Raw genomic sequence first — 18385 nt, 5'->3', positions numbered from 1 at the left:
GGGTTTAGGCCGCTTGCCGGGCGCGGGGTCAAGGCGTGCCGGCAGGCAACGGTGCGAGGCCGATCAGCCATTCAGATAGGATCGGTTTTTCAAAGACCTTGAAAGGGCTGGCCCTCAGAGTGCGCAGCGTTGGGCGGCGGTCACACCTGCTTGCGGCAGTTCATTTTCGGTGTAGCCGTATTTCTGCAGGATCTTCAGCAGCTCACCGGAGGCGCGCAGCTTGGCGAGTTGTTCGTTGAAGGCCTGGGTGAATTCGGGGTCGTTTTTCGGCAGGCCGTAGGCGTGGTAATTCCAGGTCGGCTTGCCTTGAGCGTCGGGGATTTGCTCAAAGGGCAGGGCCCGTTCGATGTCGGTGCTGTTGGCTTTTTTCACCAGGCTGATGATCTCGGCGTCCGGGAAATACACCACGTCAACGCGGTTGGCTTCGAGGGCCGCGAGGGCTTCGGTGTCTTTGTCGAACAGGATCACATTGCCTGCGGCGATGCCGCTGTCCTTGGCTTCCTGAACCTGATTGGTCCCGGTTTGCGTCGCCAGGCGCACCTTGGCATTGGCGGCCACGTCCTTGAGGCTGTGCAGCTTCAGCGGGTTGCCGGCTTTGACGATAAATGCACCGCCGGAGTGGGTGACGGGGTTGGAATAGCCGATCACTTTGCAGCGGCTGGGGTTGATGAACAGGCCTGCGCCGATCAGGTCGAACCGGCCGGCGGCAAGGCCCGGCACCAGGGAGCCGAAGTCGGTGATCGGGGTTTCGATTTTGGTGATGCCCAGGGGCTTCAGAATGGCTTGCAGCACTTCGACGTTAGCCCCGGTAACCTTGCCGTCGGTGCCGATGTACGCATAAGGCTGTTCATTGGCGATGCCCGCCACCAGCCCGTTACTGCGGCCTTTCTCCAGCAAACCGGCCATGGCCGATGAGGTAGATAAAGCGCTGAGCAGCGCGGCGCAACCCAAGGTGACGGACAACGAGCGAAGGTGGATGCCTTTCATGGTGAACTCGACGGGGAAATGGGGAGGGTCCGTGCTGGCGACAGCGAGATGTCACGGCGGCTGGAGTCAGGCGCGCGAGGCTTTCCTAAGCGTGAGGAAGACTCTATAGCTATAAGAAATATTATTTAAATATCTTTGGGGAATATCGATAGATCGAGGGATGTGCGACGGGGCGGGCCGGGGTAACCCAACCCTGCAACTCGCAGAGTTGCAGGGGGCATGCAGCGAGGGCTGCTTACTCTTTGACGTCCATGAACTCTTCAGCCCAGGCCACGTAGTTTTCAGGCCGCGTGTAGGTGTGCGTCAGTTCCGTAGCACCGAGGTTGGAGGTGCTGTGGGTCAGTTTGCGTTGGGCGCGCAGGCTGTCGTAAGTGGCCTTGATCGACGCAAAGTAGGCGCCATGGCCGGCCACCACAATGCGCACGCCGAGTTTGGCCAGGCGCTCGCTGTCGTTGAGTTTCGGGTTGCCGTACGTCACCAGCATCAATGGCACGGTGAGGTTCTGGGCGATCTGCTCGAGGTGGTCGAAGTCCTTGACGCCGACCATGCAGATACCGTCGGCACCGGCTTTTTCGTAGGCCTTTGTGCGTTCGATCACTTCTTCGGTGGGCAGCACGCCGGCATTGGTGCGGGCAATGATCGACAGCTCTGGATCCACCCGCGCTTCGAGGGCCGCCTTGACCTTGCCGATGCCTTCCTCGATGGAGATCAGGTCGGTGGATTTACGCCCAAATTGAGCGGGCAGCAGCGTGTCTTCAATCGTCAGCGCGGCGACGCCGGCGCGTTCAAGTTCTTCGACGGTCCGCATCACGTTGAGTGCGTTGCCGTAACCATGGTCGGCATCGGCAATGAAGGGCAACTGGGCGACGCGGCCGATGCGGGTGGCCTGCTCGACAAACTCACTCAAGGTAATCAGCGCAAAGTCGGGGGCCGCGAGTACCTGCAAGGAGGCGACGGAACCACCGAGGATGCCGACTTCAAAGCCCAGGTCGGCGGCGATGCGCGCGGACATGGGGTCGAAAACGGAGGCGGTTTCTACGCAGATGGGCTTTGCAAGCAGTTCACGGAAGTTGCGGCGCAACGCTGAGTGAGAGATTTTCGGCATGTTCTTTCCTGGCTCTGGTCATCGTCTTGTGACGATCAATGTCTATTCGTGGTGGCGCGAGATTACCACGCAGATGGGCCGGGGATTATGACGTTTGAGCATTAGGCATGCGTCAGGCACATGGACCCTGGGTTCACAGTGCGTGAAGGTAAAGCGTCAGTCCCGTTCGCGCGAATAAACCAATCCGAATCTTTTAACTAGATTTCAAACATGAAACATCTTGTAAATGTTTCATGTTTGACAAATTGACGCCAAAAAATTGTATCAATAGTATCGCCGCCCAATGATGGCACTAAGCCATTTAGTCAATGGAGTGGCCATGCGCGTTTCAATCTTGACCGTGAGTTGCCGTGCGCTGGTACTGGCAAGCCTCGCGGCTGCCTTCACCGCTCAGGCGGCTCCCAGCCCGGGTGATACCGACCTGATTCGCGACCGCCAGGACCGCCTCCTTCAAGAACAACGCAAACGCCTGGACGACCTCAAGGACCTGCCCGGCAACGCCGCACCGTCGCAAGCCCCGAGCACTGGCGCAGATAACCGTTGTTTCCCGATCAAGACCCTCGAACTCAATGGCGCGCAAGCACTTGGCGCCAATGAGCGCGCGCAGATGCTGGCGCCTTATACCGGGCAATGTCTGGGTGTGGCGCAGCTCAATGCGCTGCTCAAAGTCATCACCGAGCGTTACATCGAAAAAGGTTTGGTCACCAGCCGCGCCTATTTGCCGCAACAAGACCTGTCCAGCGGCACCTTGAAGATTCAAGTGGTGGAAGGCCGGCTTGAAGGCTTGAAGGGCGCCGAGGGCAGTGGCTTTTCCGAGCGCCAACTGGCGCAGGTATTTCCCGGCAAACCGGGTGAGTTGCTCAACCTGCGGGAAATAGAGCAGATGGTTGACCAGCTCAATCGCTTGCCATCAAACCAGGCACAAATGGAACTGGCGCCCGGCACGGCGGTGGGCGGCAGTGAAGTGTTGGTCAAGAACACCCCGCAAAAGCCCTGGCGTGCCGGTTTGTCCTACGGCAATGACGGCCAGCGCAGCACGGGCCGGCAACAAGCGGGCACTAGCTTTGACTGGGACAACCCGCTGGGTCTGGCCGACCAACTTTCCCTGCGCGCCGGGCACGATGTGGTCAGCGATACCACCAAGCATTCGCGCAACGCGATGCTCAACTACAACCTGCCGTTCGGCTGGTGGAACCTCACTTATAGCTACAGCGAAAGCGAGTACCGCTCTCAGGCCCAGGCCAACGGTTTCAGCTTCAAGCAAAGCGGCGACAGCCAAAACCATCAGTTGCGCCTTGAGCGTGTGATCTACCGCGACGCGTTGAGCAAAACCTCGCTCAGCAGCGGTGTGTCCTACCTCAGCACCCACAACTACATCGAAGACAGCAAGCTGGCCTTGAGCAGCAACCGCATCAGCGAAGCCCAGTTCGGCATCAACCACGGCCGACGCATCGGCGGGGCGTTTCTCAACATCGACCTGGGCATGCAGGACGGCATCGGCGCTTTCGATGCCCAAAGCAATCGCGACGTTAAAGCTGGCCAGCCCGACGCGCGTTACCGCAAATACACCGCAACGCTCAGCTATCTGCAGCCGTTCAAGCTGTGGGACGAGTCATTCAGCTTCAGCAGCCTGATGACCGGTCAGCACAGTGAAGACGTGCTGTTCAGCCCGCAGCGCACCAGCCTTGGCGGGCAATCGTCGATTCGCGGCTACCAGGACCAGACCCTCACCGGTGACAGCGGCGGATACTGGCGCAATGACTTGCGCTGGACCCGCCCTGTCACCTGGAACTGGATGCACAGCGTTTTCGCCGAGTACGGCAGCAGCCTCGGTTACGACAGGGGTGTGATCAGCCACGGGCGCTACAACCCGGACCAGCACGGGCGCATGTCCAGTGACGCGTTGGAGGTGTTTGCCCGTGGCCAACACGTCGCCGCCACCGTGACCTTTGCCCACTCCCTGGAACGACCGGACGCCATCACCGAGCGTGAGGCGCCGATTTACTTGCGCCTGGATTTCTTCCTCTAACTTTTTCGCCTTCGTGCATCGAGACCTCACATGGACGTCCGCCAGTTCGCCTTTCTTGCGCGTCAACCTTCTGCAGCGCTGAAAAACCGCCGGACGTTCCTCGGGCTGCCCAAGCGCGGGCTGGCGCTGATTCTGGCCAACGCACTGTTCTGGCAGCCGTTGCTGGCCCAGGCGGACGGCATTGTGGTGAATGCCCCCGGCACCTCCCTGGCGCAAGCGGGCAACGGTGTGCCCATCGTCAACATCGCCGCGCCGAATGCGGCGGGCCTGTCCCATAACCAGTTCCATGATTACAACGTCGGTGCGCCGGGGCTGATCCTCAACAACGTCACCGACCGCACCCAGAGCACACAATTGGGCGGGATCATTGTCGGCAACCCGAATTTCAACGGGCAGGCCGCCAGCACCATCCTCAACGAAGTCAACGGTGGCAGCCCGAGCCAGTTGCGCGGCTACACCGAAGTGGCCGGGCAGGCCGCCCATGTGATTGTGGCCAACCCCTATGGCGTGAGCTGCAACGGTTGCGGCTTTATCAACACGCCCCAGGCCACGCTGACCACAGGGCAAGCGGTGATTGAAAACGGCAAGGTCAGCCGCTATCAGGTGGACCAGGGCAGTGTCTCGGTTGATGGCGACGGCTTGAACGCCAGCAACGTTGGCGAGTTTGAAATCATTACCCGCGCCGCGCACATCAACGCGCAGATCCAGGCGCAAAAGCTCAGCATCGTGGCCGGGCGCAACGACGTCGATGCCAGCACCCTGAACGCCACCGCGCGGGCAGCAGACGCCAGTGTTGCACCGGAACTGGCCATCGACTCTTCCGCCCTGGGCGGGATGTACGCCGGCACGATCCGGCTGGTAGGCACCGAAGCCGGCGTGGGGGTCAAGCTTGCGGGCAACATGGTTGCCGGGGGCGATATCCGGATCGATGCCAACGGCCATGTGAACCTTGGCCAAACCTCGGCCGGCAGTGCGTTGACCGTAACGGCCCAGAGCGCGCAAACCGGGGGCGCCGTGTACGCCGGCACGGACCTGGCGATCAAGGCCCAGGCTGACCTCAACACCACCGGTAACCTGGCGGCCCGCGACAGCATTACCCTGGACAGCGGCGCTCGCCTGAGCAACAGCGCCATCATCGAAGCGGGCGTGAATGCGGATAACAGCCGCAATGCCACGGGGGATGTGCGCCTGAGCGCGCAAACCCTCGACAACGCTGGCCACAGTGTTATCGCCAGCCGTGACCTGACGGTGAATGCGGCTGCGCTGGTCAACAGCCAAGGTACATTGAGTGCCCAGCGTCAGGCGCAGGTGAATGCCAACCAACTGATAAACCAGACTCAAGGCCGGATCATCAGCGCGGGTGACATCAGCCTGAACCTCAATCAGGGTTCGCTGGACAACCGTGGCGGGCTCATCAATGCGAGCGGCCAGTTGGCCTTCAGTGGCCTCAATACGGTCAACAACCAACAGGGCGAAATGTCCAGCGCGCACGGCTTTTCGCTCGCCGCCAACAGCCTGGACAACAGCGCCGGCAAGTTGCTCAGCGATCAGGCGCTGGCGCTGCAGATTGCCCAGGTGCTGAACAACGGCGCCGGGTTGATTTCAGCCAATGGTCTACAGGTTGGCGCTGCCAGCCTTGGCAATGCCGGCGGCACCCTCAGCGCCACGGACGGGCTGGCTGTACAGGTTGACGGTGGGTTGGATAACCGCAACGGGAAGGTTCTGGCGCACACCGTGTCGGTCACCGTGGGGGCCCTGGATAACCGCCTCGGCCGGGTACAGGGCGACACAAACCTGAGCCTGGTGGGTGCGGGTGCGCTGGATAACCGCCAAGGTGCCTTGGCCGCCGGCCAAGCCCTGGATCTGAGTGCGGGCAGCCTGGACAACAGCGGCCAGGGCAGTGTCTACGCCAAAAGCAGCCTGGCCTTGCGGCTGCACGATCAGCTCAATAACGCACAGGGTGTGGTGCGCAGCGACGCCAGCTTCAACGCGCAAACGGGCAGCCTGATAAACGACGGCGGGCGCATCAGCAGTGCCGGCCCTTGGGCGCTCGCCAGCCAGAGCACGGTCAGCAACCTGGGCGGCCAGTTGTACAGCGCCACCGGCCTGACGCTGGACTTGAACCACGCGCAATTGAACAACGCCGGTGGCCTGATCAACACACCGGGCGCACTGTTGCTCAACAATCTCGCCACGGTAAGCAACAGCGGCGGCGAAATCTCCAGCGCGCAGGCCTTCACCTTCGTGGCGCAGAACCTGGACAACAGCGGCGGCAAGCTGATCAGCGAGCAAGCACTGACCCTCACGGTTGCGCAGTTGCTGAGCAACCTCAATGGCGAAATTTCCGCGGCCGGGCTCAAGGCGCAACTGGGGACGCTGGACAACACCCACGGTTTGCTGAGCAGCTCGACGGACCTCGGGCTGGCCGTGGCCGGCAACCTGACCAACGACAACGGCGAGGTGTCCAGCGCCGGTGCCGATGTGGTCAGTGCGGCGATACTGAGCAACCGCGGCGGCCGGGTGCTGGGCGACAGCAGCCTTGATCTGAATATAAGCGGGGCACTCGGCAATCAGGGCGGTACCTTGGGCGCCGGCCAACGCTTGCAGGTCAAATCCGCCAGCCTTGATAACAGCCTGTCTGGCAGCCTGGTCAGCGATGGCAGCTTGAGTGCCACCGTTGGTGGCCTGTTCGACAACCATGGGCAAGGCAGCGTGCAGGCCAATGGCGCGCTGGACATTCAGTCCGCCAGCCTGGACAACCGTGCCGCAGCGATACGCGCCAACCAGAACCTGAGCCTGCACACAGGCCAGGTCGACAACCGTCAGGGCGTGATCAACAGCAAGCAGGCAATGGCATTTGTCGGCCAGTCGCTGGACAACGGCAACGGCTTGGCCAGCGCCACCGGCCCGTTGCATCTGGCTTTCGATAGCATCAGCAATGACAAGGGCCGTATTGCCAGCCAGGGCGACCTCGATGCAACGTCGGGCGCGCTGACTCAGCAGGGCGGTGAGCTGGTGGCGCAGGGCAACCTGACGCTGAATGCCAGCACGCTCGACAACAGCAACGGCGGGCTCGTGGCGGCTACAAAAGCGCTGAAACTGAATGTCGCCAGCGCCGATAACCGTGCCGGGGAAATTTCCAGCCAGCAGAGCGTTTCCCTCACCGGGCAGCATCTGGATAACAGCGGCGGCAAGCTGCTTGCCGCGACTGCACTGGAACTGGCGGTAGACCAGGTGATCAACCAGGCCAAAGGGCTGGTGTTTGCGCAAGACACACACCTGGTCGGCACGAGCCTGGACAACACCCAGGGCAGCGTCGCGGCCCAACACACACTGGCGATGCAACTGGCGGGCAGCCTGACTGACATCGGCGGCACGCTCAGCAGCGAAGGCGACCTGACGTTACTCGGCCAACGCATCGACAACACCGGCGGCAAGGTGTCCAGCGCGGGCATGCTCAGCGTGACCAGCGCCGGCAGCCTGCTCAACCTGGGCGGCACCTTCGACTCGGCGCAAGGCTTGACGCTCACCAGCGCCAACCTCGACAACAGCGGGCAAGGCCTGATCAAAAGTGACGGCGCAGCGAGCATCGCCACCGGCCAGTTCAATAATGCCACGGGCGGGCAGCTCACCAGCACCGGCAAGCTCGACCTGAGCGCAGCCCAGGTCACCAACGGCGGGCGTATCGCCAGCGCCGATATGCTGAGCGCCAGCGTCACCGGGCTCGACCAACAAAACGGCCAACTGTTCAGCAACACCCGGCTCAACCTGAACCTCAATGGCGGTGACCTGAGCAACATCGGCTTGATCAACGCGCCGATCCTGTTGCTCAGCGGCCTGGGCAACCTCAGCAACAACGGCGGTGAAATCTCCAGCCAGAATGCGTTTGCGCTGGCGGCGCGCACCCTGGACAACAACAACGGCAAACTCATCAGCAATGGGGCCCTGAGCCTGACGGCGGACCAGCAACTGGGCAACGTCAATGGCCATATCAGCGCCGTGGGTTTGACCACACGCAGCGTGCAGCTGGATAACACCGACGGCATCATCAGCAGCCATGGTGCCGTGGACATTACTGCCGGGGACGGGCTGACAAACCAGCGCGGCAGCCTGGTCGGTGATGGCTCGCTGCTGCTCACCACTGCCAACCTGGACAACCGCGCGGGGCAGGTCGCCGGCAAAGCCGACACCACACTCAATGCCGGAGTGATCAACAACCAGAAAGGCCAGTTGGTCAGCACCGATACCTTGCGCCTGCGCGGTACGAGCCTGGATAACCGCACGGGTCTGGTCGGCGCGACAAACGCGCTGAACCTTGCCGTGGGCAGCACCGACAACCGTGCGGGCGAGTTGACCGGCAGCGCCGATGTCAACGTCAACGGCCAACAACTGGACAACAGCGACGGCGGCAAGCTGTTCGCCGCCAATGCCTTGAACCTTGCCGTCGACCAGTTACTGAACCGCACCCTCGGACAGCTCAACGGCCAGCGCGTGACGCTCACTGGCTCAACGCTGGATAACAGCGGCGGCCAGGTGTTCAGCCAGCAACCGCTGGTGCTGAACCTCACCGGAGATGTGAACAACACCCAGGGCCTGTTGAGCAGCGAAAGCCAGTTGACCCTCGACGCCGCCAACCTCGTCAATGCACAGGGCAGTATTTCCAGCGCAAAAGACCTCACGCTGGGGCTCGGTGGCCAGGTCAATAACCTCGGCGGCGAACTGGTGACCGACGGCGCCCTGACCCTGCACAGCGCCGGGCTGGATAACGGGCACGGCAGTATCAGCGGCAAAGGCGCGGTGGCGTTGGCCACGGGCGATCTGACAAACCAGCACGGCAGCATCAGCGGCGGCGACACGTTGAGCCTCATCGCAGGCCAGTTGAACAACGGCGGCAGCATTGGCAGTAACAACGCGCTGAGCGCAAGCGTGACCGGCCTGAGCCAGCAAGGCGGCAAGCTATTTAGCAATGGCGCGCTGACGCTCGACGTCAACAATGGCCTTTTGGACAACAGCAGTGGCCTGATCAATGCGGCCGGTAATCTGCAACTGAACCACCTCACCGACGTCACTGATCAGAACGGTGAAATCTCCAGCGGCCAGGCGTTCACGCTGGCGGCGCGCAACCTGGACAACAGCAACGGCAAGCTGCTGAGTAACCAAGGGCTGGTCTTGCGCGTCAGCCAAGCCCTGACAAACATCAAAGGCTTGATCGGCGCTGCCGGCCTCGATGCCCACGCCGCTTCGGCGGACAACCGCGACGGCACCTTCAACAGCCGGGGCGACCTGCAACTGAGCAGCGACGGCCTGCTCAACAACACAGGCCTTGGCCTGATCCACAGCCAGGGCAACCTGAACCTCACGGCCGGCAGCCTGAATACCGGCAGCGGCGGTGAAGTGTCGGCGCTGGGCACGCTGGACCTGAGTACCGGTGCGCTGACCTCGGCCAACGGCCGGGTGACCGGTGAGCAACGCGTGACCCTGGACCTGAACAACGGCGACCTGGATAACCACAGCGGCCTGATCCTTGGTAAAGGCCCGCTGGCCATCAACCACCTGCGCGACCTCAACAACCAGAGCGGTGAAATCTCCAGCCAGCAGAACCTGACGCTGGCTGCACGCGCGCTGGACAACAGCGCCGGCAAACTGATCAGCAGCCAGGCACTCACGCTGGGCGCGGCGAACCTGATCAACGCCAAGGGCCTGGTGTCCGGCTGGCAGAACCTCAGCCTGAGCGGCGCCAACCTCGACAACCGCAACAACGGTACGTTTTCCAGCCGCAGCGGCGCGATTGCGGTAGACCTCAGCGGCGCGCTGCTCAACAGCGGCGCGGGTGCGTTGGTCAGCCAGGGGCGCCTGGATATTCATGCCGCCAGCCTGGACAACAGCAGCGGCGGGATCCTGTCCAGCGCCGCAGGGCAGGGCCTCACGGTTAACGGCCTGCTCAATAACAGCAGTGGTGGTTTGATCGACAGCGGCGCGGCGCTGGACGTGCAGGCAACCACCCTGAGCAACGACGCCGGCACAGTCAACGCGCAACAGGCACTGGCGGTGAATGCCAGCGACCTGAGCAACGCAGCGGGCACCCTGGCCGGTAACGGCGCGGTGACCCTGAACCTGTTGGGCGACCTGATCAATACCAACGGCAAACTGGCCAGCGCAGGCCCGTTGCTGTTGCAGCGCGCTGATCAGGTCAGCAACCAGGGCGGGCAGATTGTCAGCCAGAACCTGCTGAGCCTGTTTGCCGGCGCGATCGACAACAGCAGCCATGGCACCCTTGCGGGCACGGGTAGCGTAGCGATCAACGCCACCGGCAGCGTGCAAAACAACGCTGACGGTTTGATCTACAGCCAGGGCGCTGACGTGCAGTTACAGGCCGCGACGTTGGCCAACAGCCACGGTGTGGTGCAGGGCCAGAACGGCCTGGCCCTGAACATCGGCGGTGACGTGGACAACAGCAGCGGCAAACTCATCGCGCAAACCGGCGACCTGGCGCTCAACGCCAACAACGCCGACAACCGTGGCGGCACACTCGCCAGCCTCAACGGCGCGTTGCAGGCCCAGGTGATGGGCGTGCTGCGCAACGGCTACGACCTCAACAACAATCGCCAGGGCGGTATCCTGCAAGGCCAGCGCGTCAACCTGCTGGCGGCGATGATCGATAACTACGGGGGGCGCGTCTCTGCGCAAAGCGGTGATGCGCAGGTCACCACCGGCAATTTCGACAACCGTAATGGCGGGCTCTACGCCAAGGGCTTGGTGAGCGTCAGTGCCAACGATTTTGACAACAGCGGCGACAACGACGGGCAAATCGCCGGCCAGCAGATCGACCTGAGCCTGCGCGGCGCGCTGAACAATCGCCTGGGCATTGTCGAAAGCCAAACCACGCTCAATGTCCGCGCCACCCGTGTCGACAACGGTAGCGGCCGCTTGCGCGCGCTGGGCAATACGGGCACCACCGAGTTCGCCATCGGCGGCTTGCTGGACAACACTAACGGTGTGCTCGAAACCGCCAACAGCAACCTGATTCTGGGCGCCGGCAGCCTGCAAAACGTCGGTGGCAGCGTGCTGCACGTCGGCAACGGCAGCTTCAGCATTGCGCCGAGCAACCTCAACAGTGTGGGCGGCAGCCTGGTCACACGCGGTGGCCTGACCATCGCCCAGGACACCTGGACCAACAGCAGCGTGATCCAGGCCGGGCGCCTGACCGTCAACGTCAACAGCCTCAACCAGACCGCCGACGGCCAGTTATTGGCCAGCAGCGTGTTGACCGGCACCGGTGGCAACTGGACCACCAGCGGCCTGATCGCCAGTGATGGCAGCCTTGATGTGCACTTGGGCGGCACGCTCAACGGCGCAGGGCGCATCACCAGCCAGGGCGACCTGAGCCTTGGCGCCGCGCAACTGAACCTGAGCAGCGGTGCAAGCGTGGCCGGCGGCGGCCTGACCACCGCCAACATCACCGGCGCGCTGAACAACGCCGGGCGCTTGACCTCGGCCAACGACCTGATCATCAACGCCGCCACGATCAACAACACGGCCACCCTGGGCAGCGGCCAGAAACTTACCGCCACCACCGGCGCACTGCTCAATGACCATGGCTTGATCTTCAGCGGCGGCGACATGAGCCTGCGCGTCGACACGCTGACCAACAGCTACGCGGACGTCTACAGCCTGGGCAACCTGAGCATCGACCGCGACGGCCTGGGCGGCCGCGCCACGGGCATCCTCAACAGTTCGTCGAGCCTGCAAAGCGACGGCAACATGAGCCTGGCCGCCAGCACCCTCCAGAACGTGCGTGCAGTGCTGACCACCAGCGCGGGTGGTATCTACACCGCGTCCATCACTGAGTTTCCGTGTATTGAAGGCCCTAATTACGCGGGCGATTGCAGCGGCAAGCAGAACCACCTGTGGCAAATCGACCAGCGCGAAAAGCTTGAGGTGACCGCTTCCAGCGCCGCTTCCAGCATCACCGCAGGGCAAAACCTGAGCATTGCCGGCGGTGACGTGACGAATGCCAGCAGCACCCTGGGCGCGGGCGGCAACCTCAGCGTCACCGCCAACAACTTGGTCAACAGCGGCGTGGAAACCGGTGAAACCGAGACCTGGCGCCTGTTCGTGTCCGAGCGTACCCGGCACCCCGAGATGTGGTACGACGCTGCGGCGGCGTTCAACAACCGTTACTCCGAAGGCGGCGCTGCCTACAACGCCAGTGACTTGAGCGGCCTGGCCGGCGCCATGGCCGGGTTTATCGGCACGACCGAGCAAGAGCGCACCGTGTTGCGCCGTGTCACCCAGATCAGCACCGGCGACCAGACCTACGCCGGGGTGATCCAGGCGGGCGGCGCGGTCAACATCAAGGCCCAGGCCAACATCGATAACAGCGTGGTCCGCCCGGGCTTTACCTACGTAGGCGCGGGCGCCAAGACCGGTACGGGGGCGGCGGGTGCCAGTGGTGCGGGCACCTTCTCCACACGCATTACCGTCAACGGGCAACTGCCGCCCAACCTCGCTCAACAGCAGATCAACCCCCTGACGTTGCCGGGCTTCAGCCTGCCCACCGGGCAAAACGGCCTGTTTCGCCTGAGCGGGCAGGCCGGCAGTGTTGCGACGCAGGGCAACCAGGCGCCGGGTTGGTCGGTGAGTGGCGCCAGCCTGCAACTTGACGCGCACCAGATCAGCGCGCCCGCCAACACAGGCCGGGTGATACAGGTGAGCGCGGTGGCCCAAACCGCTGCGGACAACCTCCCACTGAACCTGGCCACCCGCGAAGCCAGCGGCATTGTTGCCAGTGGCAGCGCAGTGGGCACCCTCGCCGATGGCGGCGCCGTCAGCCTTCAAACCCCGAGCCGCAGCAGCGCAACCGATGCCACCCAAGTGGCGGCTGGTAATGCCAGTGCGCCGCCGCCTGTCCTGCCGGTGTTGCAGCCTGCCCAACCGGTCAACACGGCCAGCCAAAGCATCGCCCGCGTGCAAGGCCTGCCTGACGCAAAGGCGGTGTCGCAGCCGCAGAAGTACCTGATCGAAACCAACCCGGCTCTCACCGACCTCAAGCAGTTCATGAGTTCGGACTACCTGCTCGCCGGTCTCGGCTACAACCCCGACGACAGCGCCAAGCGCCTCGGCGACGGGCTGTACGAGCAACGCCTGGTCGACCAGGCCGTGGTCGCCCGTACCGGGCAACGCTTCATCGACGGGCAGAATACCGATTCGGGCATGCTCAAGTACCTGATGGACAACGCCATCAGCAGCAAAGAACAGCTCGGCCTCAGCGTCGGCGTGAGCCTGACGTCGGCCCAGGTTGCGGCGCTGACCCACGACATCGTGTGGCTCGAAAACGAGCAAGTGAACGGCGAAACCGTATTGGTGCCCGTGGTGTACCTGGCCCAGGCCAACAACCGCCTGGCCCCGGATGGTGCGTTGATTGCCGGTAACGACGTCAACCTGATCGCGGGCCAGAACCTCGACAACGTCGGCACCTTGCGCGCCACCAACAACCTTTCGGCACAGGCCGGCAACGACCTCACCAACAGCGGCCTGATCCAGGCCGGCAACCGCCTCGACCTGCTGGCGGGCAACACTATCGTCAACACCGCCGGCGGCATCATCGCCGGTCGCGACGTGAGCCTGACCGCCACCAACGGCGACATCCTCAACGAGCGCAGCGTCACCCGCCACGACAGCAGCAGCGGCTACCGTACCGAACACACCGACTCCGTGGACAGCGCCGCGCGTATCGAAGCCGCGAACAACCTGAGCCTGCAAGCCGGCCGCGACGTCGACAGCGTGGGTGGAGTCGCCAGCAGCGGCGCCGACATCACGATCAAGGCCGGGCGTGACGTCAACCTGATCGCGGCCCAGGGCGAGAACGGCAACACGGTCAGCGGGCTGTTCAAGGACAGCAGCATGACCCAGTACGGCAGCCGCGTGGACGCCGGTGGTGATCTCAAAATCCAGGCCGGGCGCGACATCAGCGCGGTGGCGAGTGAAATCGATGCCAAGCGCGATGTGACGATGTCGGCGGTCGGCGATTTGTCGCTGTCATCGGCAGCGGACGAATCCCATGCCTCGTTTACCTCGAAGAAGGTCAAGAGCGAGGACGACCACGTCAGCCAGGTGGCTACCACGGTCAAGGCCGGTGGCGACGTAGCGCTGAGCGCCGGGCAGGACCTGGCGTTGACGGCGAGCCGGGTGACGGCGGGGGACGAGGCGTATTTGTATGCCGGCAAAGACCTGAACCTGGCAGCAGCCGAAAACAGCGATTATTCGTATTACTCGAAAACGAAGAAGGGCTCGTGGGGCAAAAAAAGCTCGACGATGAGCGAGAGTGAAAATGATGTGGCAGTTGGCTCATCTGTCGATGCCGGGAAAAAAGTCGCACTGTCTGCCGGCCAGGATTTCAATGCCAAGGGTGCTGATGTCAGCAGTGGCGGGGCATTGCTGGTCAGTGCGGGGCATGACGTTAATCTGGACACGGCGGATAACTACACCAGCCAAGCCGATGCTTCGTCCAAAAAGGGTTGGTTCTCCAGCAAAAGCAGCAGTTCGTCATCCAGTCAATCGACGGTAACCAGTACCGAGTTGCGTGGCGATAGCATCAACGTGCAGGCGGACAATGACATCACCCTGAATGCCGCTGCGTTGAATGCGCAGCAGGCGGTGAAGTTGAGTGCTGGCCGAGATATTGATATCAGCACGGCTGAGCAGCAGCAAACAGCGAGTCAATCCAGTCAGTCGAGCAAGTTTGGGCTCAACATCGTCGCCGCGCCCTCGCTGACCCAAAAAGCTCAGGCAGGGCAGCAGAGCAGCAGCCAAAGCATTGGCACCAGCATCAGCGCTGACAGTCTGGACATCGAGAGCGGCCGCGACACCACTGTTCGTGGCAGCACGTTGGTAACCGACAACGGGTTGCAGATTAACGCCGGGCGCAATCTCGACATCGTCAGTGCCGAGGATCAAAGCACCTCCAGCAGCAAGTCCAGCAGCAAGAAGGCGGGTGAAATCGGCTCCTGGTGGCAGGACGCAATGGGGGTCGCCAAACTCAAGGACGGTGATCAGAACGACAGCACTCGCCAAGCTGGAAGCCAGGTTGCATCCCTGGGCGGTGACGTCAACCTGAAGGCGGGCGAGCATTACAATCAGGTTGCCAGCCAGGTGATCGCCCCCAAAGGTGACATTTCGATTACCGCCAAGGATGTGGATATCCAGGCCGGCTTTGATGTGTTGAATGCCAATCACACGGCGAGTGCCAGCCGTACCGCCATTGGTGGCAGCATTGATATCCCGTTGCTTGATGCGGCACGCGGGGTTCAACAAGCCGTTGAATCTTCGGGGAAAACGTCCGACCCTCGGATGCAGGGTCTGGCCGCCGCCAACGCTGCAATGAGTGGCAAGCAAACCTACGACGCCGCGCAGGACGTGCTCAAAAATGGCGTCGGATTCAAGGTCAGCGTCAGCCTGAGCAACAGCGAAAGCCATAGCGACAGCAGCCAATCCGGTCAGAACGTGGTGTCCAGCAGTTTGGCGGCCGGGGGTGACATTAATGTCACTGCCACCGGAGCAGGCAAAGACAGCACACTCAATGTTGTGGGCAGCCGCATTGATGCCGGGCACGACGTCAACCTGAAAGCAGACGGCGACATCAATCTGTTGTCCGCCCAAAACACCGCCGTGCAAAAAAGTACCAACGGTAACAGCGGCGGCAGTGTCGGCATTGGTTTTACCGTCGGTGGCGCGCAGAACGGCCTCTCGCTGGACTTGGCTGCGAACAAAGGCATGGGCATGTCCGACGGGCATGACGTTACCCAAACCAATACCCAGGTCAAAGCGGGCAACAAAGCCAGCCTCGATAGCGGTAACGACACCAACCTCAAGGGCGCGGTGGTCAACGCCAATCAGGTGCAGGCGAATGTCGGCGGTGATCTGAACCTGTCGAGCCTGCAAGACACCAGCAAGTTTACTTCCAAACAAGTCGATGCCAGCGTCGGCGTGAGCATCTGTATTCCGCCGTTCTGCTACGGCGTCAGTGGCACTGCGTCGTTCAACCAGCAGAAGATGAACAGCGACTATGCAAGCGTCAGTGAGCAAACGGGTATCAAGGCAGGCGATGGGGGCTTCCAGGTCGATGTAAAGGGCAATACGGGCCTTAATGGCGCCATCATTGCCAGTTCGGACCAGGCAGTGAAGGACGGTAAAAACACCCTCACCACCGGCACACTCACCAGCTCCGATATCAACAACAAAGCCGCGTATGACGCCAGTAGCATCGGCTTGAGTGGTGGTATTGGCGAGCACATTGGGCGTGACGCCAAAGGCAATCAACAGGCTGGTGCACCGGGCACACCCGTGCCCAATAACGGCAAGGTCAGCGCCAACGCGCCCATTGCGTTGTCAGCCAGTGGCGACGCGAGCAGCGTCACTCAAAGCGGCATCAGTGGCGCGACGGTCAAGATCATTGATGACGCCAAGCAGCAGACGCTTACAGGGCAAACAGCCGCTGAGGCGGTTGCCGCGATCAACACCGACGTCTCCAGCGACAGGGACGGCAGCAACAAACTCAAGACGATTTTTAACCCTCAGGAACTTCAGGCCGGGTTTGATATTACGGCGAAGTTTGTACAGAACGTGGGGGTTTACATTGAATCGAAATCCCGTGAAGCCGACACTTTGCGATCAGAGGCGGACAAAGAAAAAGCCTTGGCGGACAACCCTAATGAAAGTGACCCTCAGGCTCACAAAAACAAATACCTGAGCCTTGATCAGCAAGCCAGGGACATCGAGAACGATTGGGGCGCGGGAGGCACTTACCGTCAAATAGCTACCGCTCTGGTAGCGGGTGTCAGCGCAAATGTCGGCGGAAGTACCGCGCAGTTTGCGCAAAACATGCTGGTCAACTATGTCCAGCAACAGGGCTCCGGTTACATCGGCAAACTGGTCGCTGAAGGTCTACCGGAGGGGAGCCCTGAACACACCGCGCTGCATGCCATTTTAGGCTGCGCAGGGGCAGCGGCAAGCAATCAGAGTTGTTCTGCGGGCGCGTTGGCGGGCTCTGCGAGCAGCGTACTGGCTGGATTATTCGCTACGCCACGCCCAGATGAAACCAACGAAGAGCGAGAAGCCAAGCGCAACATTATTACCAGCCTGGTCACCGGAATTGCCGCAATTACAGATCCGAATGCGGCCGCTACCGCCAACGATACGGCGACTGCGAATGTTGATAACAATTGGCTTGCGGATGCGCAAAAGGCTCAGAGAAACAAAGAGCTGAGTGCCGCTACCTCTATTGGTGAGTGGCTCTCTATTCTGGGCAAATGGGACCGTATCAGTGCCAAGCAAGGCTATGAGTCGCTGACAGGTTTTGGCAAAGGCTTCACCGAGGAAATGGCATCAACAGGTATCGCTACGCTCGACGGTGCCGCAGGATTCATGGCGCATCCGATGGACAGCATCGCGGTAATGAATGCATTCATTTTAACTGCCGACGCGCAAAAAATATTTGGGGATAAGCTTGATCAGTTCAAGCAACAGCTAGACCTGGTTTCAGATGCGCTTGAAAAAGGCGGTGATACGCAATCGGAGCAGTTGGGAAGGCAACTCGGTGGTGTATTTGGGGTATTCGTCAGTGCTGTAGCGGGGAGTGAAGCCAGTCTCGCCAAAGGTGCTTCGCTACTGTCCAAAGCGGGGGTTGATGTTTCTGCCAGCAGTTATGAAGCTATTGCAGCAGAGGCCACCCCAGCCGGGATTCAGGGGCGGATTGATAAACTTCAGGAACTGTCGCAAACCGAGACTCCAAACAATCCAAATTCGACAAGCCACGTCACAGATTCACAAGCAGGCGTTAGTGATCTCCCGCCAATCGGATCATTGACAGGCGAGCCTGAGGTCCCCAAGAAAAATGGATCGCAAGATTATGTTCGTTCCATCGAGCGACAGAATGAGGCGGCTAGAAAATTGGCGCAGGCAGGGTATGATGTGGAGCAATTACCCGAAACTCAACGTAGCGGGGCAAATCCTGACCTCAAGATCAATGGTGAGTTGGCTGATATTTATTCTCCGATAACCAACAGTCCTATTTCAGTGTTGAAAACGATAGCAGGTAAAGTGATTAAACAAGCTCCCAATATCGTTGTTTACCTGGCGGATTCCTCAATATCCTTTGATGAGCTGTCACAGGCTTTGGCCGCAAACCCTATAACCGGCTTGAAGAAGCTTTACATAATGAAGAATAACGAATTTAGAGTGATTGAGGTTTCAAAATGAGCATAACG

At 61.4% G+C, this 18385-nt stretch carries 4 protein-coding genes; 2 read left to right on the top strand and 2 right to left on the bottom strand.

The window, feature by feature from the left end:
- Positions 1 to 114 precede the first annotated feature (114 nt).
- Together ehuB and AB4P94_RS22125 are read right to left on the bottom strand one after the other, a co-directional pair.
- Positions 115 to 987: an ectoine/hydroxyectoine ABC transporter substrate-binding protein EhuB gene (ehuB, locus tag AB4P94_RS22130; RefSeq protein ID WP_395607455.1), complete on the bottom strand. Its 873-nt coding sequence runs from the start codon at positions 985 to 987 to the stop codon at positions 115 to 117.
- Positions 988 to 1222: 235 nt separating this feature from the next.
- Complete coding sequence (locus tag AB4P94_RS22125) at positions 1223 to 2092, bottom strand: oxaloacetate decarboxylase (protein WP_395607454.1); 870 nt, start codon at positions 2090 to 2092, stop codon at positions 1223 to 1225.
- 319 nt (positions 2093 to 2411) lie between these two features.
- Here AB4P94_RS22125 and AB4P94_RS22120 point away from each other — a divergent pair, with 319 nt between their 5' ends.
- Entirely contained in the window at positions 2412 to 4121 is a 1710-nt protein-coding gene (locus tag AB4P94_RS22120) for a ShlB/FhaC/HecB family hemolysin secretion/activation protein (RefSeq protein ID WP_395607453.1), read from the top strand.
- Positions 4122 to 4151: 30 nt separating this feature from the next.
- Positions 4152 to 18377, top strand: coding sequence for a hemagglutinin repeat-containing protein (locus AB4P94_RS22115; RefSeq protein ID WP_395607452.1), 14226 nt, complete (start codon positions 4152 to 4154; stop codon positions 18375 to 18377).
- Positions 18378 to 18385 lie beyond the last annotated feature (8 nt).

The sequence above is a fragment of the Pseudomonas sp. B22129 genome, assembly GCF_044218875.1.
Classification (GTDB): domain Bacteria; phylum Pseudomonadota; class Gammaproteobacteria; order Pseudomonadales; family Pseudomonadaceae; genus Aquipseudomonas.
This window is presented reverse-complemented; position numbering and strand designations above follow the sequence as displayed.

Excerpts from the sequence above, each read along its gene's own strand:
- AB4P94_RS22125 (WP_395607454.1), bottom strand. The coding sequence starts at position 2,092 with ATGCCGAAAATCTCTCACTCAGCGTTGCGCCGCAACTTCCGTGAACTG.
- AB4P94_RS22115 (WP_395607452.1), top strand. The coding sequence starts at position 4,152 with ATGGACGTCCGCCAGTTCGCCTTTCTTGCGCGTCAACCTTCTGCAGCG.
- ehuB (WP_395607455.1), bottom strand. The coding sequence starts at position 987 with ATGAAAGGCATCCACCTTCGCTCGTTGTCCGTCACCTTGGGTTGCGCC.
- AB4P94_RS22120 (WP_395607453.1), top strand. The coding sequence starts at position 2,412 with ATGCGCGTTTCAATCTTGACCGTGAGTTGCCGTGCGCTGGTACTGGCA.